Raw genomic sequence first — 25,906 nt, forward strand, 5'->3', positions numbered from 1 at the left:
TCCCTGTGGGAGCGAACCTGCTCGCGAAGAGACCAGCCAACCCACCGCCAAATACTCAGGAAGATCACCATGCCCGCCATCCACAAAATCCTGATCGCCAACCGCGGTGAAATCGCCTGCCGCATTCAGCGCACCGCCCAGGCCCTCGGCTATCGCACCGTCGCCGTATTCAGCGATGCCGACGCCGATGCCCTGCACGTGCAGATGGCCGATCAAGCGGTGAACATCGGCGCCGCACCGGTACACCAGTCTTACCTGAACATCCCGGCGATCCTCGATGCCGCGCGCCGCAGCGGTGCCGACGCGATCCACCCCGGCTACGGCTTTCTCTCGGAAAACCCCGGATTCGCCCGCGCCTGCGCAGAAGCCGGTCTGACCTTCATCGGTCCCAGCGCCGACGCCATCGAGTTGATGGGCAGCAAGCGCCTGTCGAAAATCGCCATGCTCGACGCCGGCGTTCCCTGCATCGCCGGCTATCAAGGCGCCGCGCAGGACGACGCTACCTTGCTGCGTGAAGCCGAACGCATCGGCTACCCGCTGATGATCAAGGCCAGCGCCGGCGGCGGTGGACGTGGCATGCGCCTGGTGCACAGCAGCGACGAGTTGCCGGCGCAATTGCGCACCGCGCGCTCCGAGGCACTGAACGGCTTTGGCAGTGACGAACTGATCCTCGAACAGGCGCTGATCGAACCACGGCACGTCGAGGTGCAACTGTTCGGCGACTGCCACGGCAATGTGATCTACCTCGGTGAACGCGATTGCTCGGTGCAGCGTCGCCATCAGAAAGTCATCGAGGAAGCACCCTGCCCGGTGATGACCGGTGAGTTGCGCCAGGCCATGGGCGAAGCAGCATTGAAGGCTGGCCGGGCGGTGAATTACGTCGGTGCCGGCACCGTCGAGTTTCTGCTCGATGCCCGTGGACAATTCTACTTTCTGGAAATGAACACGCGTCTGCAGGTCGAGCATCCGGTGACCGAACTGATCACCGGGCAGGATCTGGTCGCCTGGCAACTGGCCGTCGCCGAAGGCCAGCCACTGCCGTTGACACAGGAACAGGTCACGCTGAACGGCCACGCCATGGAGGTGCGATTGTATGCCGAAGATCCGACGCAGAATTTCCTGCCGCAGACCGGTCGCGTGCAGGCATGGGAACCGGCATTGAATCCCGGCGCGCGGATCGATCACGGCTTGCGCGAAGGTCAGTCGATCAGCTCGTTTTATGATCCGATGCTCGGCAAGCTGATCGCCCACGGCGCCACCCGCGAAGAGGCACGACGCAAGCTCCTGCGCGCAGTGCAGGACAGTGTGTTGCTCGGTGTTCAGAGCAATCAGCGTTTGCTGGTCAGCCTGCTGCAACATCCACAGTTCATCAGCGGTGAATTCAGCACCGCATTCATTGCTCAGCACTTCACTGACCATCCATGTCTGCACACTTACGCCCCCACCGCCGAGGAACTCGCCATCGCCGCCGTGCTGTTTTATCAGTCTGGCGCGCAGGCGCATCGCGCGCCGCTCAAGGGTTGGCGCAACAATGTCGGCGCGCCGCTCGATTACCGCCTCGGGCTGGAACAGCAGGACTGGAGCTTGCAACTGCTTGCGAACGGCGCTGGCCGCTTCACCGTGAACGTGATGCAGCGCGCACTGACGCTGACCGTCATTGAGTGCAACGAACGCTCGGTGACGCTGGAAGTCGACGGCCTGCGCCAGCGTCATGCGTATCGGATCGCCGGCGAAGAACTCTGGCTGTTCACCCACCCCGGCAACCTGCGCCTGGAGGATCGAACTCATGCGCTGATCAGCAGTCAGAGCAGCGTCAGCTCCGGCACACTGAAAGCGCCGATGGACGGTGCCATCGTCGACGTGCTGGTCAGCGAAGGCAGTCCGGTCAGCAAGGGTCAGTTGCTGGTGGTGCTGGAGGCAATGAAAATGGAGCATCCGCTGAAGGCCGGTATCGACGGCGTGCTCAAGCGGGTGCAGGTCAAGGTCGGCGATCAGGTAAAAAATCGTCAGGTTCTGTTGCAGGTCGAGTGAGTCGCCAGGCGCAAACGCAAGGTTTGACTACGCTCTGATCTATCAGGACGCGTAAATCAGGAAACCTGCGATGCCCCATTGGCTGGTCATTGATCTGGAAGCCACCACAGATGAAGGTGGCTGGCCGGTTACGGAAATGGAAATCATCGAAATCGGCGCGACGCTGGTCGATCGAGCCGGTCGCGAGCAGGATCACTTTCAGCGGTTCGTCAAACCGACCCGGCGGCCGTTATTGACGGCATTTTGTCGTGAACTCACGCACATCACCCAGGCCAACATCGATGCCGCGCAGCCGTTGAACGAGGTCTGGCCAGCCTTTGAGCGCTGGCTCGGGCAACACCAGACACGCCTTGAAGGCTGGGCCAGTTGGGGCGATTACGACCGCAAGCAGTTACTTCAGGAATGGCAGCGCCTGCAGCTCGACAGCGTGCTGGGCCGAGTGCCGCACATGAATCTCAAACAGCGCTTTGCCAAGGCCCGCCGCCTGGAACGACCGTTGGGCCTGAACGGTGCGCTGCAACTGGCCGGCATGCAGTTCAGCGGTCAGCAGCATCGGGCCCTGGAAGATGCGCGCAATACTGCGCGGTTGTTGCCGTTGGTCTTGCCACTCTAGAGTCGGGGCGAGAACTCGTCGGACACGCCCCGGGCAGGTGACGGCGCCGGGAGCGTTGTGCATACTGGCCAGCCTTTTTTAACCCTTTTTTGCCCTTTTCGAGAGGAATCGCCCATGTTCAAAGTCAACGAGTACTTCGACGGCACCGTCAAGTCGATCGCTTTTGGCACCGCTGAAGGTCCGGCGACCATCGGCGTCATGGCCCCGGGCGAATACGAATTCGGCACCGCTCAGCGGGAAATCATGCACGTGGTCTCCGGTGCGCTGACCGTCAAACTGCCGGACAGCAGCGACTGGGAAACCTTCGCCGCCGGCAGCCAGTTCAACGTTCCGGCCAACAGCAAGTTCCAGCTGAAAGTCGCCGTTGATACTGCCTACCTGTGCGAATACCGCGGCTAAGCCCACGGCTTTTCCCGGTGCAAAAAAATGCCCGTGTCCATGGACACGGGCATTTTTCATTTCCGGCCTCGGTTATTCGAGGATTTCCACCGGCATACCGACTTCCAGCCGACCATTGCTGTCGTTGACCAGATTCTGCCCGAACATCGCGCCATCAGCCTGGGCACGGTACTTCTGCAAGGTCGCCAGCGGTTCGCGATCGGCACTGCGCTCGCCAGTCTGCGGATCGATCGTGGTCAGGATGCAGCGCGAGCAAGGCTTGACCACGCGGAACTCGACATCGCCGATGCGGATGCGCTTCCAGCCATCTTCGGCGAATGCCGTACTGCCTTCGATCACCAGGTTCGGCCGAAACCGCAGCATCTCCAGCGGCCGTCCGACCTTTTGCACCAGATCGTCAAGCGACGCCTGGCCAATCAACAACAGCGGGAAACCGTCGGCGAACGCGACCTGATCGTCGTCGCGGCCATACCCGGCCTGCGTCATACGCGCGCGATCAAGTGGCACCTGCACCAGACGGGTCGGTTTGCCGATGAAATCGCTGACCCAGCGGGCCGCTGCATCACCGGCATCCGGAACGCGCAGGGTGTCGCGCCAGATGGTCACACCGCGCAACTCGGCATCGTCCTGCGGTAACGCAATATCCAGCGCGGCATGGTCGGGCGCACTGAGGGTCAGCCCGCCCTGCGCATTCCACAACGCCGACAGCTGGCTCATTTTCGCCTCGGCCCTTTGGGTCAGGAAGCGGCCGCTGGCCTCGTCCACCAGCATCCAGCGTCGGTCCCCTTCAAGGCCCAGTTTATCCAGGCCAATCGATTGCAGAATCTCGGGCTTGCCGGATTTCAACGGGTAACGATAAAGCGCACTCAGACGCAGCATGTCCAGCTTCCTGATGGGCAAAAAAGCCACCCTATACGAGCTTTATCTGTGAATCAAAAGAGTTTGTGCACTGCAAACCTTGTGGGAGCGAGCCTGCTCGCGAAAGCGGAAATTCATTCGACACATGTGTTGACATGGAATCCGCCTTCGCGAGCAGGCTCGCTCCCACAGGAGGCTGAAGCGTCAGGATCAGGCCGGCACTTCATCGAGCATCAGACGCTGACGCACCACATCGACCAGTTTGTCCGGCTGGAACTTGGAGAGGAAGTTGTCGCAACCGACCTTCTTCACCATCGAATCGTTGAAGCTGCCGGACAGCGAGGTGTGCAGCACCACATACAGACCGCGCAGGCGCGGGTCATTGCGGATCTCGGTGGTCAGGCGATAGCCGTCCATTTCCGGCATTTCCGCGTCGGTGAACACCATCAGCAGTTTGTCGGTCATGTTCACGCCGGTATCGGCCCAGGCCTTGAGCATGTTCAGCGCCTTCAGACCATCACTGGCGATGTGCATTTTCACCCCGAGCTGGCCGAGGGTGTCACGCAGTTGCGAGAGCGCGACGTTGGAATCGTCCACCAGCAGCACTTCGCGGCCACGGGCACGTTCCAGCACCGGATCGTCGAGCTTGTCGCGCGAAACCTTAGCGTTGTACGGAACGATTTCTGCGAGCACCTTCTCGACGTCGATGATTTCCACCAGTTGATCGTCGACCTTGCTGATCGCGGTCAGGTAATGCTGGCGTCCGGCGCTGGTTGGCGGCGGCAGGATGGCTTCCCAGTTCATGTTGACGATGCGATCCACGCCACCGACAAGGAACGCCTGCACCGAACGGTTGTACTCGGTGACGATGATGGTGCTGTTCGGGCCCGGCACCAGCGGGCGCATGCCGATCGCCTGGGACAGGTCGATCACCGGCAGCGTCTGGCCACGCAGGTTGACCACACCGCAGACAAACGGGTGACGTTGCGGCATCAGGGTCAGCTTCGGCAATTGCAGAACTTCCTGAACCTTGAACACGTTGATCGCGAACAATTGGCGTCCGGCCAGTCGAAACATGAGAATTTCCAGGCGATTCTCACCCACCAGTTGCGTGCGTTGGTCTACCGTGTCGAGAATGCCGGCCATCAATGACTCCTGGGCTTGTTCTGATGAATTCACTACTAAGTGGGGTTATCGGCTGTTTATGGCGATTCTTGATCCCCACAAAATCACCATCAAAATGCCACACGCAGGCATTGATGTCACATTAACATCATGGTTTACTGGCCCGGCGTTTTCATCTGCTACATTCTCTTCTGGCGCGACCACAGTTTGCGCCACAGGTTCCCGTGTGTAAGGGAATCCCCTAGTAACAATCAGGCCCAACCTGATGTTCGCAATATCCAATAGCCATTAATGTGACGCCATTCTCATTGCATGAACGGAGTCAGGCTATTGTGTGCGATCGCAGGTCAGTGGAAACCCACCCTCTGGAAAACCTCAGCCAGTGCACTTGCGCGGCGGGGCGCGATCTCCCGACGGTTCATGATCGTCGACACACACGGCATTCCCTCATCAGACATGACGCTGTGGAGATAAGCATGCCAATCGACCGTAAAGACTGGGCACAACGCTTTCCCGAATTTCTCGTCGAAGCGGAAACACTCCTGGCCAAGTCGGAAGAATGCCTGAGCCACCTGCAATTGATCAGCAACGACAAGGATGCGATCGACTGCATGCGCAGCACCCTGCTCAAGCTGGCGAGCCGTGCAGAAGCGTTGGCACTGGAAGCGATTTCCGAGTTTTCCCTGCACATTCACAGCTTGCTCGATCATGCCCCGGACTCTATCGATCTGCACGCTCAGGCACTGAATGCGCTTCAGGACTGTTTCACCCTGATGGCCTGGCAGATTGAACTGGTCGATCACAATACCGGGCAACTGAGCCTGGATAGCAGCGAGCAAACCTCGCTGATCGAAGCCTTTGCGTTCCAGGTCGGTCAACACCAGTTTCAGCCTTCGCTTTCGCCCCGGCCAATCCCGCTCTTGTCTTATTCCGAGCGCCAGGCCTGATTCGCATCGGTTAATGCGCACATCGAGGCTGTAGAACCGAATCGCTGAATGTCGCAAATGAATAGTTCATGCCCGCCAGCGACAATTCGAATTAAATAATCACACCTGACACCCGCAGAAATTTTCCCGCGCCTCAGGGTTTGCCTGTGTCCGTGTAACGATCAACTTCACGCGACACGGGATATCTATCCAGCATAATAAGGTGACTTTTTTCCATTATGGAACTCACGTCCAACATGGCGACTTTCCTGACCCTTTGGACATATATGGCAAACGCGACCAACGGTATCTTAAGTGGTATTATGCCGCCCGTTAGTTGCTATCAATTAATGGCACAGTGATTCAGTGACAGTCCTCCCCAACGAAGTTGGCGGTCAAACATCGTTCACTGAACCTCGGTCAAATCAATAACATAATTGACAGCATTTTCAGACAGAGACTCGCCAGCCAACGGCCGGTCTGCCCGCAGCGAATATCCATTGGCTCCATCCGATATGTACGCCAGCCTCAAGTCAATCACCACATGGCCACCGTCCCGGGAAAATGCACGCCGGTTCACACTCATATTGTGTGTCACTGCCACCGCCGGCTGCCTGCTGACCTACGGTTTGTCTGCTCCGCTTTCGCTGGGACTGCTGCTGTTGAACATGGCCGCCACTGCTTGCGTCTGGGTGCAATATCGGCTGTCGCGCAAATCGATCAAGTTTCAGCCCCAGGAACTCGCCGACCGCTTGCTGGAAGTCCAGGAAAACGAACGCCACCGCCTCAGCCGTGAACTGCATGACGACATCGGTCAGTTACTGACGGCCGCCAAACTGCAAAGTGAATGGCTGAAAAGACGTTTGCCAAGCGACTTGCAAGAGCAATGCTCGACGCTCTGCGACACCCTCGAAGAAACCCTCAACAAGGTGCGCGACGTCTCGGCCATTCTCAACCCGCGCCAGTTGACCAGCCTCGGACTGGAAGCCAGCCTGCGTGCGCACTTGCTCAAGACTCTGGCCAACACACCGGTGCACTGGAGCCTAGATTGCCAGCAGCGACTCAACGGCATTCCGGAAGAAATGGCGGTCGCCGCCTTTCGCATCACCCAGGAAGCGGTGACCAACATTCTGCGCCACGCGCAGGCCAGCAACCTGTTGATCCGTGTGCAGCGCCTGCCACAAGGTCTGACGTTGTTGATCAGCGACGATGGACAGGGCTTCGCGCCTGCTGCGGATCCGGGTCGGGAAGGACAGCGCGGAATGGCCGGGATGGCCGAAAGGATCGAACAATTGGGCGGCACGCTGAACGTCATCAGCGAGCCGGGCAAAGGCACTCAAATCGAAGCACTATTCCCCTGGGCGCCCCGTGCACTCGAGCGGGCCAGTACGAATAAGGTTATGCGTTGACTTGTAACTTACTTCTGGTGGATGACCACTCGCTGATCAGGGCCGGCGTGCGCGCTCTGGTGCTCGACATTCCCGGTTACGCCGTCGTTGGCGAAGCCAGCGATGGCTCGCAGTTGCTTGAAATGGTCGAGCATCTGGCGCCCGATATCGTCTTGCTGGATATCTCGATGAAGGAAACCGGTGGCCTTGAAGCCCTGCAACGGCTCAAGCGGGTGCGGCCCCAGAGCAAAGTGCTGATTTTGTCGATGCACACCGATCCGGCGCTGATCATGCAGGCACTGGAATCCGGAGCGCATGGTTATTTGCTCAAGGACACCACGGCCACCGAACTTGAACATGCCCTCGAAGCCCTGCGTAACAACGAACGCTACTTGAGCCCGGCGATCGCCCACACCGTGATCAACCAGGCCCTGACCCGTACGCAGAAAAACCCGCCGGAAGTCGCCGAATCGCACAACCTGACAGCCCGTCAACTGGAAATCCTGCGGTTGATCGTGCGCGGCAAATCCACTCGGGAGATCGCCAACGGCTTGGGCCTGAGCATCAAGACCGTCGAAACCCACCGCTCGCAGATCATGAAACGCCTGCAGATCTACGACGTGGCAGGTCTGGTCCTGTTCGCCGTGCGCGAACAGATCATCAGTCTTGACGACTGATCGACCCGGCACCGCCCAACAGCGGCGAATGCTCGGGCAAATGCACCCGCAAGGCCGCAGGACGCGCCTCGAAGCGCAGGCTGTCGCCCTCCAGCGGCTCACCGTCAAGATTGATGCTCAAGCCCTCGGCGACCTTGATTTCGACCCAGGGCAGACGGGCCCGGACAAACATATTGTCGAGGCCGAAGCCGTCACTGAGCAGGGTCTTCAGCGTACCGACCAACTCCTGCGGTGCCGGCAAAATGCTGATGTCCAACAGGCCATCATCCGCCAGTGCCTGCGGACACAATTCATGTCCGCCACCCGCCTGACGGCCGTTGCCGATTCCCAGCGCCAGCAGCTCGCCACTCCAGTGAAAGTCTGGTCCCTGCAGTTCGCCGTAGGCCGCGTGCAACTCACTGAAACGCGATAACCCGGTGAACAGATAGGCGGCCCCGCCGAGCACTTTTTTCAGATCTTCAGAGGTATTGGCCGTGACCTGGCTGCCGAAACCACCCGTCGCCATGTTCAGGAAAATCTGCCCACCGACTGCGCCCAGGTCAATCTTGCACGGTGGCACGTCGAGCATTTCCAGTGCCTCGGCCGGCTCCAGCGGGATCCCCGCCGCGCGGGAAAAATCGTTAGCCGTTCCTAGCGGCAACAGCACCAGACTGGCCTCGTCCTGATGCGCGGCAAGCGCTTCAGCGATATCGCGCAACGTGCCATCTCCGCCTCCGGCAATGATCGTCCGATAGCCACTCGCCAGTGCTTCCGCGACCAGACGCTGAGCGTCACCGGCCTCCCAGGTCAGGCGTACTGCCAACTCCCAGCCCTGCTTGCGCTTTGCTTCGACAGCGGCGCGAACCGCCTCATTGAGTGCCTGCTTGCCATGCAGAATCAACAGCGCCCTGCGTTCACTCATAACGGTCACCCCCCACAATTGAATCGGTATGAAACATCTTGACCACTGGCACAGGCAAAAAAGCCATCGGAGCACCATTTAATTCAAGCGCCCGGCCTGACACGTCCTACACAGCGGTATTTTTTCTTACAACAGGTAAGGAATCGGCTCAATTGACCGGACTCGATCCTTGATACACCTTTTGCAGGCAGTATCAATTTTCGTTTTTTAACAACACAAGGATGTGCAGGGAATGAGTGGATACACCCTCGGAGCTGGTGACAGTTCGAATGACGGAAAGGCCAGCGCGCTGACAGTGAAAACAGCCGACGGATATGTCCATGTCCAGCCATGAAGCCAGAGTTTCAACCCGTCCGATTGCCCCTCTCAACGAAAGTCGCAGCAGTCACAAATCCGATTTCAAAAAGAGCGCCAGAACCGCTGGAGAAGCACAAATGGAGCCGCGCGTGACCGAACTGGAAACCCACCTCAAATACATACGCCGGGATATGGATGAAGTCCGCGCAGATGTAAGAACAATCAAGCACCGCCTCGCCTATTCGGCAGGTGCAACGGCAGTAATAATGGGACTGTTGGGTTGGGTTGCCAACAGTCGCTTCGATCAGTTGGTCACGCTGATGAGCAATTGACCCGGGAGAATGCAGGATCGACGCTTTCATGCGTCGAGCCTGCAGTTGCAAGGTCAGGCTCAGCGAGGATCAGAGTCAGTCGAGCAGGTCGCTCAGGGGAATGAACCCGACTTCATCACCTTCTACGAGCGTGTGGCCCTCCAGCACTTCTACCAGGCCATTCGCCCAGGCAGCGCTGCGCAACACACCAGAGCTTTGATTGCGATAAATGATCGCCCGTCCTTGCTCGAGTCGACCACGCAGGTATTCACGCCGATGGCCGGCCACAGGCCAGACGAAACCTGCTGGCACCGTAAACTTCAGCGGCACAACGTCTCTTACACCTTGACGCCGCAGCAAGTAAGGTCGCGTCAGCAAGGCAAACGTCACCAGCGTCGAAGCGGGGTTTCCGGGCAGGCCAATGACTGGCACGTTGCGAAAATGGCCGAACGTCAGCGGCTTGCCTGGCTTGATTGCCAGTTTCCACAATGCCAGCTCGCCCTCTTCCCTCAATGCAACACCCAGAAAATCTGCTTCCCCGACCGAAACCCCGCCGGTTGAAAGAATCAGGTCGACATCCTGCAAGTCGCCCAGACGCGCTCGGGTGGTGTCCAGATCGTCCGGCAGAATGCCCGCATCGATCACCTCACAGCCCATTCGCTGCAACCAACTGCACAACACCACCCGATTACTGTTGTAAATCTGCCCTGGCCCCAGCGGCTGGCCCGGCTCAACCAGTTCATCGCCGGTGGACAGCACCGCCACTCGGACCTTGCGCACCACATTCAGCCCGTCACATCCCAGCGATGCCGCGAGACCTTGCTCGATCGGTCCCAGCCTTGTGCCTGCCGCCAGGATCAACTCACCCACGGTGGTTTCCTGGCCTTGCGGACGAATGTTCTGGCCGAGGCTCATGATTTCGACGAAGCGCACACTGCCGTCGGCCTGGACTTCGGCGTTCTCCTGCATTTCCACACAGTCGGCACCAGCAGGCACCGGCGCACCGGTGAAGATCCGCGCGCAGGTGCCGGGCTTCAAGGGGGCAGGCGCTTGCCCGGCGAACACCTTCTGGCTGACCGGCAGCGGTGCGCCGGTCCAATCCGCCAGCCTCAAGGCATAACCATCCATGGCGCTGTTTGGCCAAGGCGGCAGGTCCAGCGTCGAAACCAGGTCTTCGGCAAGCACTCGCCCCTCGACCTGCGCCAATGGCAGAAACTCGCGCTCGATAATTGGCGTGGCCTCGGCCATTTGCAGCAGGCGAGCCAGCGCTTCCTCGACGGGCATCAGGCTGCCGGTCTTGCCCGGCTTACCCACGGGATTCACAAGGCGCCGCCTGTTTCAGGTGAGGAACGAAGTTGCACGGCCGATGCCGCGAATCCAGCTGTTCGGCGAGAATGCCGTCCCACCCGGTGCGCACCGCATTGGTCGAACCTGGCAGGCAACATACCAGCGTGCCATTGGCCAGACCGGCCAGTGCCCGCGACTGCACGGTTGACGTACCGATATCAGCCACCGATATCTGTCGGAACAGCTCGCCAAACCCGTCAACCTGCTTGTCGAGCAGACAAGCCACGGCTTCAGGTGTGCTGTCACGCCCGGTAAAACCGGTGCCGCCGGTAATCAATACAACCTGTACCACGTCCTCGGCAATCCAGTGGGCAACTTGTGCGCGGATCTTGTACAGGTCATCTTTGAGCAGGACCCGTTCGGCCAGACGGTGGCCGGCAGCAGTCAGGCGGTCGACAAAGACCTGACCTGAGGTGTCGGTGTCCAGGGTTCGGGTATCGCTGACAGTCAGCACCGCAATATTCAGCGGTGCGAAAGGTACATCGGCCTTGGCTTTCATTAGGCTCGTCCAGTTGTAGGAGAAACAGCCCGGTGTTATATCACAGCGCCTGAAATTTTCGCCGTCCTGCTGGAGAGCTGCCATGACCCCGAATACGCCATTGCCCCCCTGCTCCATTCTGCTCTTGGCAGGCGGACGCGGCCAGCGCATGGGCGGCCAGGACAAAGGGCTGGTCGAATGGCAGGGTGAAGCGCTGATTGCGCATTTGCAGCGCAAGGTGCGGCCGCTGACTGACGATCTGATCATCTCCTGCAATCGCAATCGCGAGCGTTATGCTGCCTACGCCGACCAACTGGTGAGTGATGAAGAAGAGGACTTTCCAGGCCCCTTGGCCGGCATCCTCGCGGGGCTCAAGGCTGCGCGCTTGCCCCATCTGCTGGTCTTGCCCTGCGATGTGCCGCGCATCGACGCAGCGCTGCTGCACGACATGCGTGCAACTGCCGGCCAGTTTCCTGACAAACCTTTAATGTTGCGCCATGACGACCATTGGGAGCCCCTGCTGTGCGTGATTCCGGTGGCCCTGTTGCCCGCGTTCGAAACCGCCTGGAACGCTGGCGAACGCAGCCCCGGCCGGGTCATGCGCAACCTCGGCGCAACGGCCCTGCAATGCCCGGACAACGACCCGCGACTAGCCAACCTGAATACCCCCGAACTGTTAAATGCGCATAACACTGTGTCAGACTGACAGCATTCAAGGAACTCTCACGCCTTGTATACGTCTCAAGCTCAGTAACCAAAAGTATTCCCATTCGGAGACACACTCATGACTCAACGGACCCTCGCCACTTTCATGCTCGCACTGGGCCTGGCAACGCTCGCTGGTTGCTCGTCGCCAACAGTGATCACCTTGAATGACGGTCGCGAAATCCAGGCCGTCGACACCCCGAAATATGACGAAGATTCGGGCTTCTACGAGTTCAAGCAGCTGGACGGCAAAGAGACCCGCATCAACAAGGATCAGGTTCGTACCGTTAAAGAGCTGTAATCTTTACGTCGACACCGGATACAGAAAAGCCCGCATTGATGCGGGCTTTTTCATGGGTACGTAAAAGTAGATGGTGTCACCACAGCAGGGTGATCTGGCTCTCGAACTCGCGCTTCTCACCGGTGACCGGGTCGACAAACCGCAACCCCTGCGCCAGCAGTTTGAGCGGATTGGCGTAGTCATCCTCAACGTCTTTCAACACCTGCGGATAAAACGGATCGTTGCAGATACTCGCGCCCAGCGCAGTCATGTGCACTCGCAACTGATGCTTCTTGCCGGTCACCGGATACAGACCGTAGCGCCACAGATCACCGTTCTTTTCCCGGACCTCCACCGCCGTTTCAGTGTTCGCCAGACCCGGGCCTTCCTGCATGCGGAAGAACGGTTCGCCGTCGATCAAGCGACTTTTGTGCACCAGGGGAAACTCCAGCTCCGGCAGCGCACGGGCAATCGCCTCATAGCGTTTATCGATCTGCCGGGTCGGAAACAGCGACTGATAAGCCGAGCGGGTTTGTGGGTTGGCCGAGAAGATCACCAGCCCGGCAGTGTGCCGGTCGATGCGGTGCAATGGCACCAGATGGGGGTTGTCCAGGCGGCGGATCAGGCGGCGCAGCAACGTCTGCTCGACATACTCACCGGCCGGTGTCACCGGCAGAAAATGCGGTTTGTCCGCTACCACCAGATGTTCATCCGCATACAGGATCGTCTCGACCGCTGGAATCGGCTTTTCATCCGGCACTTCACGGAAGTAATGAATGCGAAGCCCTTCCTTGTACGGCAAATCCAGCGCAATCGGCTGACCCTGACCATCCAGCACCCGCCCCCGGACGATCCGGTCCAGCCATTGCTCGCGACTGATCGCCCTGAAATGCTCACACAGGCAGTCAAGGACGGTCGCCCAGGACCCCGGAGGAAGGTAAAGGGTGCTGGCCTGATTCTGCGCAGCAGAAAACGTTGGTGTGGACATACGGAAATTCGAACCCTCAATGCAGGCTGGCATTATCCAACACTGAGCGAAACGAACCTAGTGCGGATTCCGCGGCCCGCTTCAGGCCGGAATCGACTTGAGTGCCGCCGCTTCGGTGAACTCCTTGAGCCAGCGCAACACATCGACCGCCTCCCAGCGTCCCGGGTCATACAAGGCGTACAACAACCCCTGATAACCGACCACATCCAGTTGCTTGTGATAACCGGCACGCTGGAACAGCGCTTCGATCTCGGCAAAGCAGGTGTTGAAATGCAGTTTGTTGAACGGCGTCTTGCCCTCCGTGACCAGCCCGTCCAGGCGCAACTCGAGGACCGCCTCGCGCACCACGTCAACCGACATCCGGTTCACGCTGTTCTTCAACTGTTCGACATTGACCACGGTTCGTCCCTCTGACTGCCGGATTCACCTGCTCAAGACTTCACAAGCAGCAGGCCAACCCAATTACTGTATGCGCATACAGTAAACGAATAATCCGCAGAGTGCCAACGGGAGGATGGTCGCTCGCGACCAGCGGATGACAAATCGCTCAGCGCAGGAATGCCACCACCTGATCGGCACTGAACGGCCAATTCAGTTCTGCGCCAGTGTCCACCCGGCGCAATACAGGGATCCGCAGGCTGTAAGCCTCAAACCAGGATTCATCCTCTGCAATATCCACCAGTTCCACCAGCAGACCGTGCTCGACAAACGGCATCAACTCGGCTTCTGCCACCTCGCACAGATGGCATCCCAAGGTGCCGAACAACTGACATTCAGGAAGCATGATCGCTCAACCGAAAAAATGAGCATTCATTCTAGGCCCGCCTCGAAAACCCGTCGAGCCGGCGCAGCCAGATGGCCGGCGCACCGCAGCAAACAAGCAAAATCCTGATGCAAATCAGTCCACGGAAAAGCCAATCAGGCGATGCTTCCGCGCTTTTTGCCTCTACGCTTGAGAAGCCTGAGCCTGACATCGGAGTGTCTTGTGTTTGCCAACCTGTTGATCATCCTCGCCTCATCCCTGGTGATGATTGCCCTGTTCCGCCGCCTGCGCTTGCCGCCGGTGCTGGGCTATCTTTGCGTGGGCCTGATGGTGGGGCCGACCGCTTTCAACTGGGTGAACGAGAGCGAACATCTCCCAGATGTGGCCGAACTGGGGGTGGTGTTTCTGCTGTTCTCGCTGGGCCTGGAGTTTTCCCTGTCGAAGATGATCGCGCTGCGTCAGGTGGTGTTCCGCCTGGGCAGCCAGCAGGTATTGCTCAGCACTGGATTGCTCGGGCTGGTGCTGCTCCTGTTGGGCATGCCGCTGGCGCCGGCCCTGTTGCTCGGCGCCGGGCTGTCGCTGTCGTCGACGGCGATTGTCACCAAGGAGTTGGGTAGCCTGGGCGAAGTGTTCAGCAGTCACGGGCAGAACGCGGTCGGGGTCTTGTTGTTTCAGGACGTGGTGGCGGTGTTGTTGCTGACTCTGGTGCCCGTGTTCGCCGGAAGCAGCGCGCAAGCCTGGTACTGGGCCTTGCCGCTGACATTGGTGAAGACCGTGGTGCTGTTTTTCGGTCTGTTGCTGGCCAGCCGCTGGTTGCTGCCACGGCTGTTTCATGAAGTGGCGGCCTCGCGCTCGGCGGAATTGTTCGTGCTGCTGGCGCTGGTGATTGTGCTGTTGACCGCTTGGCTGACGCACCTGCTCGGCCTGTCCCCTGCCCTTGGCGCATTTCTGGCCGGGATGCTGCTCGGCGAGAGCCACTACCGCCATCAGATCGAGGCCGACATCCGGCCGTTTCGCGACATTCTGCTCGGGGTGTTTTTCGTCAGCATCGGCATGCTGATCGACCTGCAACTGTTTGTCAGTCACAGTGTGTTGATTCTCGGCCTGACCCTCGGCCTGATGCTGATCAAGGGCACGGTCGTCGCGCTCTTGGTGAAATGGCGCGGCAGTGATCACGAAACCGCCTGGCGCAGCGGCCTGGCCCTGGCGCAGGGTGGGGAATTCTGCTTCGCCTTAATGGCGCAAATGCAGCAAAACCAGATGCTGCCTGCCGAGTTGGGCGCCATGCTGCTGGCGGCAACCTTCTGCTCGATGCTGCTGACGCCTCTGCTATTGCGCGCCGCGCCGCAGATGGCCGCGCGCCTGCACCGCAAGCCGAACCAGGAGGCACAAATCGAGGAAATCAGCGCCCTCAATGCCGGGCTGGATCAACACGTGGTGATCTGTGGTTACGGCCGTGTCGGTCAATCCATCGGCCGCTTCATGCGCAATGCCAATCAGCCTTATATCGCGCTGGATAACGATCCGGTACGTGTGCAGGAAGCCGCAGCCGGCGAAAGCGAGGTGCATTACGGCGATTCTACGCGCGGCGACCTGCTGACCGCCGTCGGACTGTTGCGCGCCCGGCTGCTGGTGATCGCCGTGGATCAGAGCGATGTCAGCCTGCGGATTCTCAAGGAAGCGCGCCGGCTCAATGCGCGGATACCGATTCTGGTGCGTACCCGCGACGACAGCCAATGGGCTGAACTCAAAGCCGCCGGCGCCAGCGAAGTGGTGCCGGAGCTATTGGAATCGAGCCTGATGCTCGCCTCCCACGCCTTGGTCATGCTTGGCCTGCCAGCGCATAAGGTGCAGGAGCAAATCGATCAGGTGCGCATTGATCGCTATCGTCTGCTGCACGGCTTCTATCCCGGCGCGGAAGACGAGGAAGCCTAGTCCTGGCTCACCGCGCCGATCTTGTGCAGCGACAGGTCGGCGCCGTAATACTCTTGTTCCTGACTCAGGCGCAGGCCGTGCAAGGCCTTGATCACGCCGTAGACGGCGAATCCGCCGATCAGTGCGACCAGCACACCCAGCGCGCTGCCGATCAACTGACTGATCAGGCTGACGCCGCCAAGCCCCCCCAGCGCAGTCTGGCCGAAGATGCCGCAGGCGATCCCGCCCCACACGCCGCACAGACCGTGCAACGGCCACACGCCGAGCACGTCGTCGATGCGCCATTTGACTTGCGCGGCGGTAAAGCACCAGACGAACAAGGCACCGGCCAGCGCGCCAGTTACCAGCGCGCCTACCGGATGCATCAGGTCGGAACCGGCGCAGACGGCTACCAGCCCGGCCAGCGGGCCGTTGTGCAGGAAGCCTGGGTCATTGCGCCCGGCGATCAGTGCCGCCACGGTGCCGCCGACCATGGCCATCAACGAGTTGACCGCCACCAGGCCGCTGACGCCCTGCAAGGTCTGCGCGCTCATCACGTTGAAGCCGAACCAGCCGACGATGAGAATCCAGGAACCCAGCGCCAGAAACGGAATGCTCGACGGCGCGAACGCCACCAGGCGCCCATCGCGATAACGCCCGTTTCGCGGACCGAGCAGCAAAACCGCTGCCAGTGCCAGCCAGCCACCCATGGCGTGCACCACCACGGAACCGGCGAAATCATGGAACGCCGCGCCAAAGCGCGCCGTCAGCCAAGTCTGAAAACCGTAGTTGCCGTTCCAGATCATGCCCTCGAAAAACGGGTAGATGAACGCCACGATCAGCGCTGTCGCACACAACTGCGGAACGAATCGCGCACGCTCGGCAATCCCGCCGGAGATGATCGCCGGAATCGCCGCGGCAAAGGTCAGCAGGAAGAAAAACTTCACCAGACCATAACCGTGATCCGCACTCAGCACCGCCGCCGGCTGCATGAAGGTCACCCCATAGGAGATCCAATAGCCTATAAAGAAATAGGCCAGCGTCGAAACGGCAAAGTCACTGAGGATCTTGGACAGTGCATTGACCTGATTTTTCTGGCGCACCGTGCCGACTTCAAGGAAGGCGAAACCGGCGTGCATCGCCAGCACCATCACCGCACCGATCAGAATGAACAACGTGTTGGAGCTGTGGACCAGCGTGTCCACAGCGCTTTGCAGATTTTCCATAAAGAGGCAGACCTGAAGGCTAAAAAGGCACCAAAGCGGTTCGCGCGGACAATTCATGCACCAAGTTGCGCCCGGCCAAGCACCGCAGTGACGCTGCAGTGAACCGCTTTGGCGCACAAGGTCGATGTCCTGACACGAACCAGGATTATTTGAGTTAAGGTTTTGCTGCATGTACGCCCGCCAACAGCGCACGAGCGCGGCAGAACGCACCAGGACATAGCAAAAGCTGTACCAGTCATTTGTACTGAACCTTCGCGCAAGGCTCATACTCGAACGCTTCAGACGTCACTTACGGAGATCCACCCATGGCCAGCATCAAGGCAAAGACCGCTCAAGAAATCCTGATGAACGACTTCCAGACTCTGGTCGCCGACACCGAGCGGTTGCTCGAACACACCGCGACGCTGGCGGGCGACCAGGCCGATGAGCTGCGTGAGCAGATCCACGACAGCCTGTTGCGCGCCCGTGAAACCCTGAAGCTGACTGAAGACACCCTGCGCGATCGCGGTCAGGCAGCGGTCACCGCCACCGAAGATTATGTGTCGGCCAACCCTTGGCAATCAGTGGGCATCGCCGCCGGGGTGGGCTTTCTGATTGGCCTGCTGGCCACTCGGCGCTGATCATGTCGATCGGCGAATCCGGCCTGGGGTCGGGCAATTCATCCTCCACGCGGCGTCTGGGCGCCGCTGTTCTCGGCTTGCTGCACAGCCATGTCGAACTGTTCGGCATCGAGTTGCAGGAGCAGAAAGCACGCACCGTCAGCCTCTTGCTGTTCGCAGGCCTGGCGCTGGTGTTTGCCCTGCTGTTGCTGGTCGGTCTGTCGACGCTGGTGCTGATCGTGTTTTGGGACACTTATCGCCTGGCGGCAATCATCGGCCTGTGCGTGTTCTACACCTTGGCCGCCGCTTTCTGTGGGCTACGCCTCAAAGCAGCCGTCTTCGATGAATCCTCGCCCTTCCACGGCACGCTGGAAGAGTTGGCCAACGATCGGGAGCGCCTGTTGCCATGAGCTTGCCTGAACTGCCACACAACAGCTCGCGCCGGGAAATGCGCAAGGCACTGATCCGCCTGCGTATGGAAATGCACCGGCAGGAAATCCGCCATGAAGCCGGGCAAGTGCTGCAACCCTTGCAGCGCATGCGCGGGATGACGCAAAACCTGCAAGCAGGTTTCGGCATCAAGCACGCGCCGCTATGGGGCGTGGCCGCTGTGACCCTGCTGGGGTTTATCACCGGCAAGGGCGCAAAAAGCGGGGGCGTCGGCGGTCTGACCCGACTGATACGTCTGGGCACCAGCCTCGGGCCGCTGATCAAACTGGTGATGCAGAGCTCTGGCAAACGCTGAGCCCGCGCATCTGGCTGCATTCTTGCAATATCCGCGGGATGAACCTCTTTACCCGGAGGTTCAATCCCGTGCGCCTACCCGGTCGGCGGGGTTCACCCAGAACAAGAACGACTAAGGAGGCCCCGTGATCGACGGGCAACCGCTCGCCTGCTTTCAACCTTTCATCGATACCGCCACCGGGCGTATTGCAGGCGTCGAAGCATTGGGTCGCCTGCGCCAGTCCGACGGCCAACTGGCCTCGGTCGGGCCGTTGTTCGCCGACCCGCGCACACCCGCCATCGCCCTGCGCCGGCTCGACCGACAGATCCGCGACAACGCCCTGAGCCGACTGCATGAAGCCCCCCCGGAGTGGTTTCTCAGCCTGAACATGTCGCCACGCTGGATCAGTCGCCTGCGCGCCGATCAGCCGCTGCCCAGCCTCAAGCAAATGGTGCGACACGACGTCGACCCGCAACGCATCGTGTTCGAGATCACTGAGCTGGGCGGCAACAGTCAGCGTCTGGCCGAAGTGGTGGCGCGTTATCGCGACGCGGGAGCGCGGATTGCGATTGATGATTTCGGCGCCGGTTATTCGCAGCTCGATCGGGTGCTGGCCTTGCAGCCGGACATCCTCAAACTCGACATGCGCCTGTTCCAGGCTGCCGCACTCGGCGGGCCGAGCAGTGACGTGGTCAAGGCACTGGCGCAAATGGCCGAGAAGACCGGCTGCTGGATCATTGCCGAAGGCGTGGAAACCGAGGCCCAGCTCAATTTCGCCCTGGAATGCGGTTCGCGCTACGTTCAGGGTTTCCTGTTCGCCCGGGCGCAGGAGGCGCTCTATCCAACGGATGCCTTCGTGCAGCGCTTCGCTGAATTGCGCCAGCGTTACGTGCGGCAGAAACTGGCCGAACGCGGACGCCTGATGCAAATGCGCCAACAACTCAGCGAACTGATGGCGATTCTCCAGGCCTGGGCTCAGGCCCACGCACCGCTCAGTGCGCTGCCGCAACTGGAAGCCTTTCCGTGGTTGCTGCGGTTCTACCAATGCGACCGGCATGGCACCCAACTCACGCCTAACCTTGAATGGCGCAACAACGGCTGGGTCGCCGATAACCGCTACCTGGGCCATAACTGGTCATGGCGTCCGTACTTCTATCACTTGCTCGCCGAAGGCTGGGAAGAACGTCGCCTGACGCTGTCCAGCACCTACCGCGACGCCACGAGTAACCAGTATTGCCTGACCGCCGGGCAGTTCTTCGATAACGGCGAGCGCCTGCTGCTGATCGATATCGATGCCGCGGGCCTGTAGTTCCGCTTGCAGGTGCGAGCCTGAACCGGGAAGCTAGGGCAACAGTCATCCCAGTCACCGACGGAGAGAACCAGCCTTGGATTGGCAGACCCTGCTCAACCGCGAACGCCTTGGAAAACCGCTGCACAGCCCGCAAGAGCTGGGCCGCAGCCCGTTCCACAAAGACCACGACCGCATCATCTTCTCCGGCGCCTTCCGCCGTCTGGGGCGCAAGACCCAGGTGCATCCAGTATCGAGTAACGACCATATCCACACCCGTCTGACCCACTCGCTGGAAGTCAGCTGCGTCGGCCGCTCGCTGGGCATGCGCGTCGGCGAAACCTTGCGCGGCGCCCTGCCCGACTGGTGCGACCCGAGCGATCTGGGCATGGTCGTGCAATCGGCCTGCCTGGCCCATGACATCGGCAACCCGCCATTCGGCCACTCCGGTGAAGACGCCATTCGTCACTGGTTCCAGCAAGCCGCCGGGCGCGGCTGGCTCGACGGCATGAGCGAAGCCGAGCGCGGTGACTTCCTCAATTTCGAAGGCAACGCGCAGGGCTTTCGGGTGCTGACTCAGCTTGAGTATCACCAGTTCGACGGTGGCACCCGCCTCACTTACGCCACCCTCGGCACGTATCTGAAGTATCCGTGGACCGCACGTCACGCCGACTCGCTGGGCTACAAGAAACACAAGTTCGGCTGCTATCAGAGCGAACTGCCACTGCTGGAGCAGATCGCCCACAAGCTCGGCCTGCCACAACTGGAAGACCAACGCTGGGCGCGGCACCCGCTGGTGTACCTGATGGAAGCGGCTGACGACATCTGCTATGCGCTGATCGACCTCGAAGACGGCCTGGAAATGGAACTGCTGGAGTACGCGGAGGTTGAATCGCTGCTGCTCGGTCTGGTGGGAGACGATCTGCCGGAAACCTATCGCCAGCTCGGCCCGCAGGATTCGCGTCGACGCAAACTGGCGATCCTGCGCGGCAAGGCCATCGAGCACTTGACCAACGCCGCCGCCAGGGCGTTCGTCGAACAACAGGACGCGTTGCTGGCAGGCACTCTGCACGGCGACCTGGTGGAACACATGCACGGCCCGGCCAAACGCTGCGTGCTGAACGCCAAGGACATTGCGCGCAAGAAGATTTTCCAGGACAAGCGCAAGACGCTGCATGAAATCGGCGCCTACACCACCCTGGAAATCCTCCTCAACGCGTTCTGCGGCGCCGCGCTGGAGCAACATGGCGGACGCACGCCGTCGTTCAAAAGCCGACGCATCCTCGATCTGCTGGGCAACAATGCGCCGGATCCCCATGGCCCGTTGCACACCTCGTTTCTGCGCATGATCGACTTCATCGCCGGGATGACCGACAGCTACGCCAGCGACATGGCGCTGGAGATGACCGGACGCTCCAGCCACTGACAGAACACCGCGCTCACCGGGTCGCCATGACTGCCCGGTTGAGCGCGTGGTCCATTGAACCGGCGCTACGGTGCGCGATACTTGTGACTTCCACAGGTCATTTGTTTAACACTCAAAAAACCCGGACAAATCCTGCCTGTTCAATACTCTACAAGCAACTTACAACATTCAGATAAACAAATAACCTAAACACTTCCTTACGCGACACTGAGTTTGATCGTAGTCGCTTTCCCTTTAGTGTGTAGGACTTATCCTATATCGCTGCTAGAGCCGTGGGAGTTCATGCGGCCGCTCATTTATCTGAGCTAAGGTGCGCGCTTTATTCGCGCACGTATGGGATTTGATTATGAACTCCGTTTTTATTGTCGATGATCACCCCGTCATCCGGCTTGCCGTTCGGATGCTGCTCGAGCATGAAGGTTACAAGGTCGTCGGCGAAACCGATAACGGGGTCGATGCCATGCAGATGGTCCGCGAATGCATGCCCGACCTGATCATCCTTGATATCAGCATTCCCAAACTCGACGGCCTGGAAGTCCTCGCCCGTTTCAACGCCATGGGGACCCCGCTCAAGACCCTGGTGCTGACCGCACAATGCCCGACCCTGTTCGGCATTCGCTGCATGCAGTCCGGTGCATCCGGTTATGTGTGCAAGGAAGAAGACTTGAGCGAACTGGTCAGTGCCATCAAGGCGGTACTTTCCGGTTACAACTATTTCCCCAGCCAGGCATTGAATCCGGTGCGCAGCGATGATGTGCGTTATGCCGAACTGGAGTTATTCAAGTCCGTCAATGACCGGGAACTCATGGTTCTGCAGTTATTTGCCCAAGGGCGCACCAACAAGGAAATTGCCAAGGGCATGTTTCTCAGCAACAAGACTGTCAGCACCTATAAAAAACGCCTGATGCAGAAACTGAAAGCCAGGTCTCTGGTGGAACTTATCGAGATGGCCAAACGCAACGCACTAGTGTGAGAGCCCGAATGCCCAGTCGTTTAAAGATCTATCTTGCCCTCTTCTGTGCGAGCCTGTGCCTGACGACTCAGAGCCATGCCGACCTGGTCACGGCGCAAGAGTATGTGCTGCGCAGCCGTTCGGGTCATGAAGCGCTTTCCGTGACACTGGAGCCGGCTCAACGCCAATGGTTACAGACTCGCAGCGAACTGGTACTGGGCACTTCCGCACCGGATTATCCGCCGTTCGACATGACGGCCAGCGGTCGCGATTACGAAGGTTTTACCGCCGATTACGCCGGCCTCCTCGAACAGGCCAGCGGACTGCCCGTGCGGGTCAAGCGCTTTGCCTCAAGGGAAGCCGCCTTGCGCGCATTGAAAGCCGGTCAGGTCGACATGCTCGGTACCGCCAACGGTTTCGAAGCCAGTGACGCGGATATCCTGCTTTCAACGCCCTACGCCATCGATCAGCCGGTACTGGTCACCCGTGAAGACGAAACCCGCACGCTCACCCAGGGACTGGCCGGTCTGCGCCTGAGCATGGTCTATCACTATCTGCCCCAGGACGAGGTCCGGGCGCTGTATCCGAAAGCCATCCTGACCTCCTATCCGTCCTATCAAAACGCAATCAACGCGGTGGCGTTTGATCAGGCCGACGTGTTTCTGGGCGATACCATTTCCACCCACTACATGATCAACAAGGGCTATCTGAACAACATCCGCATGGCCAATTTCGGCAAACAGGAAGCCCACGGCTTCAGCTTTGCCGTACACGCCAAAAACCCACAACTGCTGGCCATCATCAACGCCATCCTACAGGCCATACCGACCAGTGAACGGGACAGCATCGCCAAGCGCTGGAGCGCCGGCAGCGACATTCTGCTGACCGACCAGAAGCTGCAATTGACCCATCATGAAGAGCAGTGGCTCAAACAGCATCCGGTGCTGCGTGTGGTGGTGAACGAAGCGTTCGCCCCGCTGACGTTCTTCGACAGCGATGGCAATCTGCGCGGCATTACCGCAGACCTGCTTGAGCTGCTGCGCTTGCGCACCGGCATGCGCTTCGAACTGGTGCGCAGCCGCAGCGACGGCGACATGGTGGAGCAGATCAATCAGCATCGGGCCGATCTGATCGCGGCGCTGCTTCCCAGCCCGCAGCGGGAAAAAACCCTGCAATTCAGTCGCCCCTATCTGGAAAATTCTTTCGTTCTGCTGACCCGCAAATCCCCTGACAGCCCGACACATCCGGCTCAGCTCAGGGGAAAATACCTGGCGATTGCCCAGGGCAGCCCCATGACCGATTACCTGCGCCGCGAGTTTCCCGATATCCGCCTGACCGAAACCTCGGACACTTTCGGGGCTGCGACATTGCTCGCTGAAGGCAGAGTCGATGGCGCGGTCACCTCACTGGTGATCGCCAATTACCTGATCTCGTCGCGGATCTTCGAACATCAGTTGCAGATCACCACGACCCTGGGCACTCGCCAGGCCGCCTTCTCGCTGGCCACGGCGCGTGACAACCGCGAGCTGAGTTCGATCCTCGACAAAGCGCTGCTGAGCATCAGCCCCGAAGAACTGGGCGTCATCAACAGCCGCTGGCGCGGTTTCTCCAATGCCGCGCAAAGCAACTGGCATCAATACCAGCGCCTGTTTTATCAACTGATCGGGGCGGCATGCCTGTTGCTGTTGCTGTCACTGCTCTGGAACGCCTACATGCGCCACCAGATCAAGCAACGTCAGGCCGCCGAGCGCGCGCTCAACGATCAGTTCGAATTCATGCGCTCGCTGGTCAACGGCACCCCTCACCCGATCTATGTGCGTGACCGCCGGGGTCTGCTGCAAAGCTGCAACGACAGCTACCTGGAAGTCTTCAACGCCAAACGCGAAGACGTGATCGGCAAAAGTGTCATGCAGGGCACCCTGAGCAATGCCTTCGAAGCCCAGGCCTTCCAGGCGGATTACCAACGGGTGGTGGCCGAAGGGACGCCGCTGCTGCTCGACCGTCCGCTGCACATCGGTGGCCGGCGTCTGACGATCTATCACTGGATCCTGCCGTACCGCGACTCCCGCGGCGAAGTGCAAGGGATCATCGGTGGCTGGATCGACATCAGTGAACGTCGCCAATTGTTCGATGAGCTGCGCACGGCCAAGGAGCAGGCGGACAACGCCAACCGCGCCAAAAGTACCTTTCTGGCAACCATGAGCCACGAAATCCGTACGCCGATGAATGCCATCATCGGCATGCTCGAACTGACGCTCGAGCGCATGAGCGATCAGGCACCGGATCGCTCATCCATCGAAACCGCTTACTGTTCGGCCAAGGATCTGCTGGGCCTGATCGGCGACATCCTCGATATCGCACGAATCGAGTCCGGGCACCTGAGTCTGAGCCCCGAGCGGGTCAATCTGGTCGAAACCGTGGCGTCAGTGGTCAGAATTTTCGACGGTCTGGCCCGCCAGAAAAACCTCGCCTTGCCCCTGACGGTCAATCCTCCCGGACTCGCCGTCGACGTGGAGCTGGATCCGTTGCGCTTCAAGCAAGTCCTGTCGAACCTGATCAGCAACGCCATCAAATTCACCGAGCGCGGACAAGTGCGCATCGCGCTGGACGTACGACCCAACGACGCGGGCGTGTATTCCCTGATCCAACTGACCATTCACGACACCGGAGTCGGAATCAGCACCGAAGATCAACAACGCCTGTTCGAACCGTTTTCCCAGGCCGACAGTGGTCGGCAACAGGCTCGCAGCGGTGCGGGCCTGGGGCTGGTCATCAGCCGTAACCTCTGTGAAATGATGGGCGGTCAACTGCAGTTGAGCAGTCAGCCCGGGATCGGAACCCAAGTCTGCCTGTCGTTGCCGTTGCAAACACTGCCGTGCAAGGCCACCGCAGCGAAAACCGCACCGCCGATCGCCCCCTCTGCGACACCGCTGAACATTCTGGTGGTTGATGACCATCCGGCCAACCGTCTGCTGCTGTGCCAGCAGCTGGAATTCCTCGGTCATCGTTTCAGTGTTGCCGAAGAGGGGCGAAGCGCATTTGCAGTCTGGCAGGCCGGCGAATTCGATCTGGTCATCGCCGACTGCAACATGCCAGTGATGAACGGCTATGAACTGACGGAGGCCATCCGCCAACAGGAACGGCGCACCGGTCGCGCGCCTTGTACGGTGCTGGGCTTCACGGCCAATGCCCAGCCCGAAGAGGTCAAGCGCTGCAAACAGGCTGGCATGAATGACTGCCTGTTCAAACCCTTGAGCCTCAGCGCCCTGAACCATTGGGTCAACGGGTTGCGACCGGCATCGCCGGGGCCGGCGTTCAATCTTCAGGGCCTGAATCAGTTGACCGGTGGCAATCCGCAGCAAGCCCGGCGCCTGCTCACGCAACTGCTCAAGAGTAGCCGTCTGGATCGCGAGGAGCTTCTGGCCCTGGCGCCGCACAATGACCGTGAAGCCTTGGCGGTCGTGGCACACAAGATCAAGGGTGCCGCCCGGATCGCCCAGGCCTCGCGCCTGATTGCCTGTTGCGATGCGCTGGAACAAGCCTGCCTGCAGACAACCTCGCTGGCGGCCATCGTGCGCTGCACCGAGGCCACCGACGCAGCGATTGTCGAACTGGAGCAGGCATTGCAGCGACAACTGGAACCTTTAGAAGAAGGCACACTGGGCGAGCCTTAACTATGCTTGGACGCTG

General features: G+C 59.9%; 26 protein-coding genes and 1 pseudogene. 18 read left to right on the plus strand and 9 right to left on the minus strand.

The window, feature by feature from the left end:
- Window positions 1–69: 69 nt before the first annotated feature.
- From ACM6HV_RS23125 to ACM6HV_RS23140, 4 genes and pseudogenes are all read left to right on the plus strand, one after another.
- Window positions 70–1,552 (plus strand): annotated as a pseudogene (locus tag ACM6HV_RS23125) (acetyl/propionyl/methylcrotonyl-CoA carboxylase subunit alpha); the annotation flags it as partial.
- Between the two features lie 77 nt (window positions 1,553–1,629).
- Window positions 1,630–2,031: an acetyl-CoA carboxylase biotin carboxyl carrier protein subunit gene (locus ACM6HV_RS23130; protein WP_414905493.1), complete on the plus strand. Its 402-nt coding sequence runs from the start codon at window positions 1,630–1,632 to the stop codon at window positions 2,029–2,031.
- Window positions 2,032–2,101: 70 nt separating this feature from the next.
- The gene (locus ACM6HV_RS23135) at window positions 2,102–2,644 is read left to right on the plus strand and encodes an exonuclease domain-containing protein (RefSeq protein WP_047295400.1); all 543 of its coding nucleotides are present in this window, start codon (window positions 2,102–2,104) and stop codon (window positions 2,642–2,644) included.
- Between the two features lie 114 nt (window positions 2,645–2,758).
- Entirely contained in the window at window positions 2,759–3,043 is a 285-nt protein-coding gene (locus ACM6HV_RS23140) for a pyrimidine/purine nucleoside phosphorylase (RefSeq protein WP_003226701.1), read from the plus strand.
- Between the two features lie 72 nt (window positions 3,044–3,115).
- On the opposite strand, the gene ACM6HV_RS23145 is transcribed toward ACM6HV_RS23140, so the two are convergent.
- Both ACM6HV_RS23145 and ACM6HV_RS23150 read right to left on the minus strand, forming a co-directional pair.
- Window positions 3,116–3,922 carry an MOSC domain-containing protein gene (locus tag ACM6HV_RS23145; protein ID WP_041069662.1) on the minus strand — a complete coding sequence of 269 codons (807 nt, stop codon included), beginning with the start codon at window positions 3,920–3,922 and terminating at the stop codon, window positions 3,116–3,118.
- Between the two features lie 189 nt (window positions 3,923–4,111).
- Window positions 4,112–5,047, minus strand: a complete 936-nt coding sequence (locus ACM6HV_RS23150; protein WP_003226705.1) for a chemotaxis protein CheV — start codon at window positions 5,045–5,047, stop codon at window positions 4,112–4,114.
- Between the two features lie 455 nt (window positions 5,048–5,502).
- Here ACM6HV_RS23150 and ACM6HV_RS23155 point away from each other — a divergent pair, with 455 nt between their 5' ends.
- The 3 genes from ACM6HV_RS23155 to ACM6HV_RS23165 all read left to right on the plus strand — a co-directional run bounded on the left by ACM6HV_RS23155 (window position 5,503) and on the right by ACM6HV_RS23165 (window position 8,017).
- Complete coding sequence (locus ACM6HV_RS23155) at window positions 5,503–5,973, plus strand: hypothetical protein (protein WP_041069656.1); 471 nt, start codon at window positions 5,503–5,505, stop codon at window positions 5,971–5,973.
- Between the two features lie 494 nt (window positions 5,974–6,467).
- Complete coding sequence (locus ACM6HV_RS23160; RefSeq protein WP_047295405.1) at window positions 6,468–7,361, plus strand: sensor histidine kinase; 894 nt, start codon at window positions 6,468–6,470, stop codon at window positions 7,359–7,361.
- A complete protein-coding gene (locus tag ACM6HV_RS23165) occupies window positions 7,358–8,017 on the plus strand; it encodes a response regulator (RefSeq protein WP_414905383.1) in 660 nt (219 codons plus the stop codon). Before ACM6HV_RS23160 ends, ACM6HV_RS23165 begins: the two co-directional genes overlap by 4 nt.
- Here the strand turns inward: ACM6HV_RS23165 and yegS are convergent.
- Window positions 8,001–8,918 carry a lipid kinase YegS gene (gene yegS, locus ACM6HV_RS23170; RefSeq protein ID WP_414905384.1) on the minus strand — a complete coding sequence of 306 codons (918 nt, stop codon included), beginning with the start codon at window positions 8,916–8,918 and terminating at the stop codon, window positions 8,001–8,003. The two genes, ACM6HV_RS23165 and yegS, sit on opposite strands and share 17 nt — an antisense overlap.
- Window positions 8,919–9,238: 320 nt before the next feature.
- Between yegS and ACM6HV_RS23175 the strand changes: the two genes are divergently transcribed.
- A complete protein-coding gene (locus ACM6HV_RS23175) occupies window positions 9,239–9,547 on the plus strand; it encodes a hypothetical protein (protein WP_186448449.1) in 309 nt (102 codons plus the stop codon).
- Window positions 9,548–9,622: 75 nt separating this feature from the next.
- On the opposite strand, the gene glp is transcribed toward ACM6HV_RS23175, so the two are convergent.
- A complete protein-coding gene (gene glp, locus ACM6HV_RS23180) occupies window positions 9,623–10,849 on the minus strand; it encodes a gephyrin-like molybdotransferase Glp (RefSeq protein ID WP_414905385.1) in 1,227 nt (408 codons plus the stop codon).
- A complete protein-coding gene (gene moaB, locus ACM6HV_RS23185; RefSeq protein WP_047295416.1) occupies window positions 10,833–11,372 on the minus strand; it encodes a molybdenum cofactor biosynthesis protein B in 540 nt (179 codons plus the stop codon). Before moaB ends, glp begins: the two co-directional genes overlap by 17 nt.
- An 82-nt stretch (window positions 11,373–11,454) precedes the next feature.
- Here moaB and mobA point away from each other — a divergent pair, with 82 nt between their 5' ends.
- Window positions 11,455–12,057: a molybdenum cofactor guanylyltransferase MobA gene (gene mobA, locus ACM6HV_RS23190; RefSeq protein ID WP_041069637.1), complete on the plus strand. Its 603-nt coding sequence runs from the start codon at window positions 11,455–11,457 to the stop codon at window positions 12,055–12,057.
- Between the two features lie 78 nt (window positions 12,058–12,135).
- Window positions 12,136–12,357, plus strand: coding sequence for a YgdI/YgdR family lipoprotein (locus ACM6HV_RS23195; protein WP_003226722.1), 222 nt, complete (start codon window positions 12,136–12,138; stop codon window positions 12,355–12,357).
- Between the two features lie 76 nt (window positions 12,358–12,433).
- Here ACM6HV_RS23195 and ACM6HV_RS23200 read toward each other — a convergent pair whose 3' ends face one another.
- From ACM6HV_RS23200 to ACM6HV_RS23210, 3 genes are all read right to left on the minus strand, one after another.
- Complete coding sequence (locus ACM6HV_RS23200; protein WP_414905386.1) at window positions 12,434–13,324, minus strand: pseudouridine synthase; 891 nt, start codon at window positions 13,322–13,324, stop codon at window positions 12,434–12,436.
- Window positions 13,325–13,405: 81 nt separating this feature from the next.
- Entirely contained in the window at window positions 13,406–13,723 is a 318-nt protein-coding gene (locus ACM6HV_RS23205) for a transcriptional regulator (protein WP_003226726.1), read from the minus strand.
- A gap of 148 nt (window positions 13,724–13,871) precedes the next feature.
- Window positions 13,872–14,108, minus strand: a complete 237-nt coding sequence (locus tag ACM6HV_RS23210) for a glutaredoxin family protein (RefSeq protein WP_041069630.1) — start codon at window positions 14,106–14,108, stop codon at window positions 13,872–13,874.
- 201 nt (window positions 14,109–14,309) lie between these two features.
- Here ACM6HV_RS23210 and ACM6HV_RS23215 point away from each other — a divergent pair, with 201 nt between their 5' ends.
- Complete coding sequence (locus tag ACM6HV_RS23215) at window positions 14,310–16,022, plus strand: cation:proton antiporter (RefSeq protein WP_414905387.1); 1,713 nt, start codon at window positions 14,310–14,312, stop codon at window positions 16,020–16,022.
- Here ACM6HV_RS23215 and ACM6HV_RS23220 read toward each other — a convergent pair.
- Window positions 16,019–17,227 carry an ammonium transporter gene (locus ACM6HV_RS23220; protein WP_414905388.1) on the minus strand — a complete coding sequence of 403 codons (1,209 nt, stop codon included), beginning with the start codon at window positions 17,225–17,227 and terminating at the stop codon, window positions 16,019–16,021. The two genes, ACM6HV_RS23215 and ACM6HV_RS23220, sit on opposite strands and share 4 nt — an antisense overlap.
- A gap of 305 nt (window positions 17,228–17,532) precedes the next feature.
- Between ACM6HV_RS23220 and ACM6HV_RS23225 the strand changes: the two genes are divergently transcribed.
- The 7 genes from ACM6HV_RS23225 (at window position 17,533) to ACM6HV_RS23255 (ending at window position 25,890) form a co-directional block, all read left to right on the plus strand.
- Window positions 17,533–17,847 carry a DUF883 family protein gene (locus tag ACM6HV_RS23225; protein WP_025113166.1) on the plus strand — a complete coding sequence of 105 codons (315 nt, stop codon included), beginning with the start codon at window positions 17,533–17,535 and terminating at the stop codon, window positions 17,845–17,847.
- 2 nt (window positions 17,848–17,849) lie between these two features.
- Window positions 17,850–18,236: a phage holin family protein gene (locus ACM6HV_RS23230; RefSeq protein WP_414905389.1), complete on the plus strand. Its 387-nt coding sequence runs from the start codon at window positions 17,850–17,852 to the stop codon at window positions 18,234–18,236.
- The gene (locus ACM6HV_RS23235) at window positions 18,233–18,571 is read left to right on the plus strand and encodes a hypothetical protein (RefSeq protein WP_414905390.1); all 339 of its coding nucleotides are present in this window, start codon (window positions 18,233–18,235) and stop codon (window positions 18,569–18,571) included. The genes ACM6HV_RS23230 and ACM6HV_RS23235 overlap by 4 nt, the downstream gene beginning before the upstream one ends.
- A 124-nt stretch (window positions 18,572–18,695) precedes the next feature.
- Window positions 18,696–19,859, plus strand: a complete 1,164-nt coding sequence (locus tag ACM6HV_RS23240) for an EAL domain-containing protein (protein ID WP_414905391.1) — start codon at window positions 18,696–18,698, stop codon at window positions 19,857–19,859.
- Between the two features lie 76 nt (window positions 19,860–19,935).
- On the plus strand, window positions 19,936–21,264 hold the full coding sequence (locus ACM6HV_RS23245) for a deoxyguanosinetriphosphate triphosphohydrolase (protein ID WP_108183392.1): 1,329 nt from the start codon (window positions 19,936–19,938) through the stop codon (window positions 21,262–21,264).
- Between the two features lie 346 nt (window positions 21,265–21,610).
- Window positions 21,611–22,237 (plus strand): response regulator transcription factor, encoded by a 627-nt coding sequence (locus tag ACM6HV_RS23250; protein WP_041069609.1) that lies wholly within the window; start codon window positions 21,611–21,613, stop codon window positions 22,235–22,237.
- An 8-nt stretch (window positions 22,238–22,245) separates the two neighbouring features.
- Window positions 22,246–25,890 carry a transporter substrate-binding domain-containing protein gene (locus ACM6HV_RS23255; protein WP_414905392.1) on the plus strand — a complete coding sequence of 1,215 codons (3,645 nt, stop codon included), beginning with the start codon at window positions 22,246–22,248 and terminating at the stop codon, window positions 25,888–25,890.
- Window positions 25,891–25,906 lie beyond the last annotated feature (16 nt).

Source organism: Pseudomonas sp. IT-P260 (assembly GCF_949768395.1).
GTDB lineage: Bacteria > Pseudomonadota > Gammaproteobacteria > Pseudomonadales > Pseudomonadaceae > Aquipseudomonas > Aquipseudomonas parakoreensis.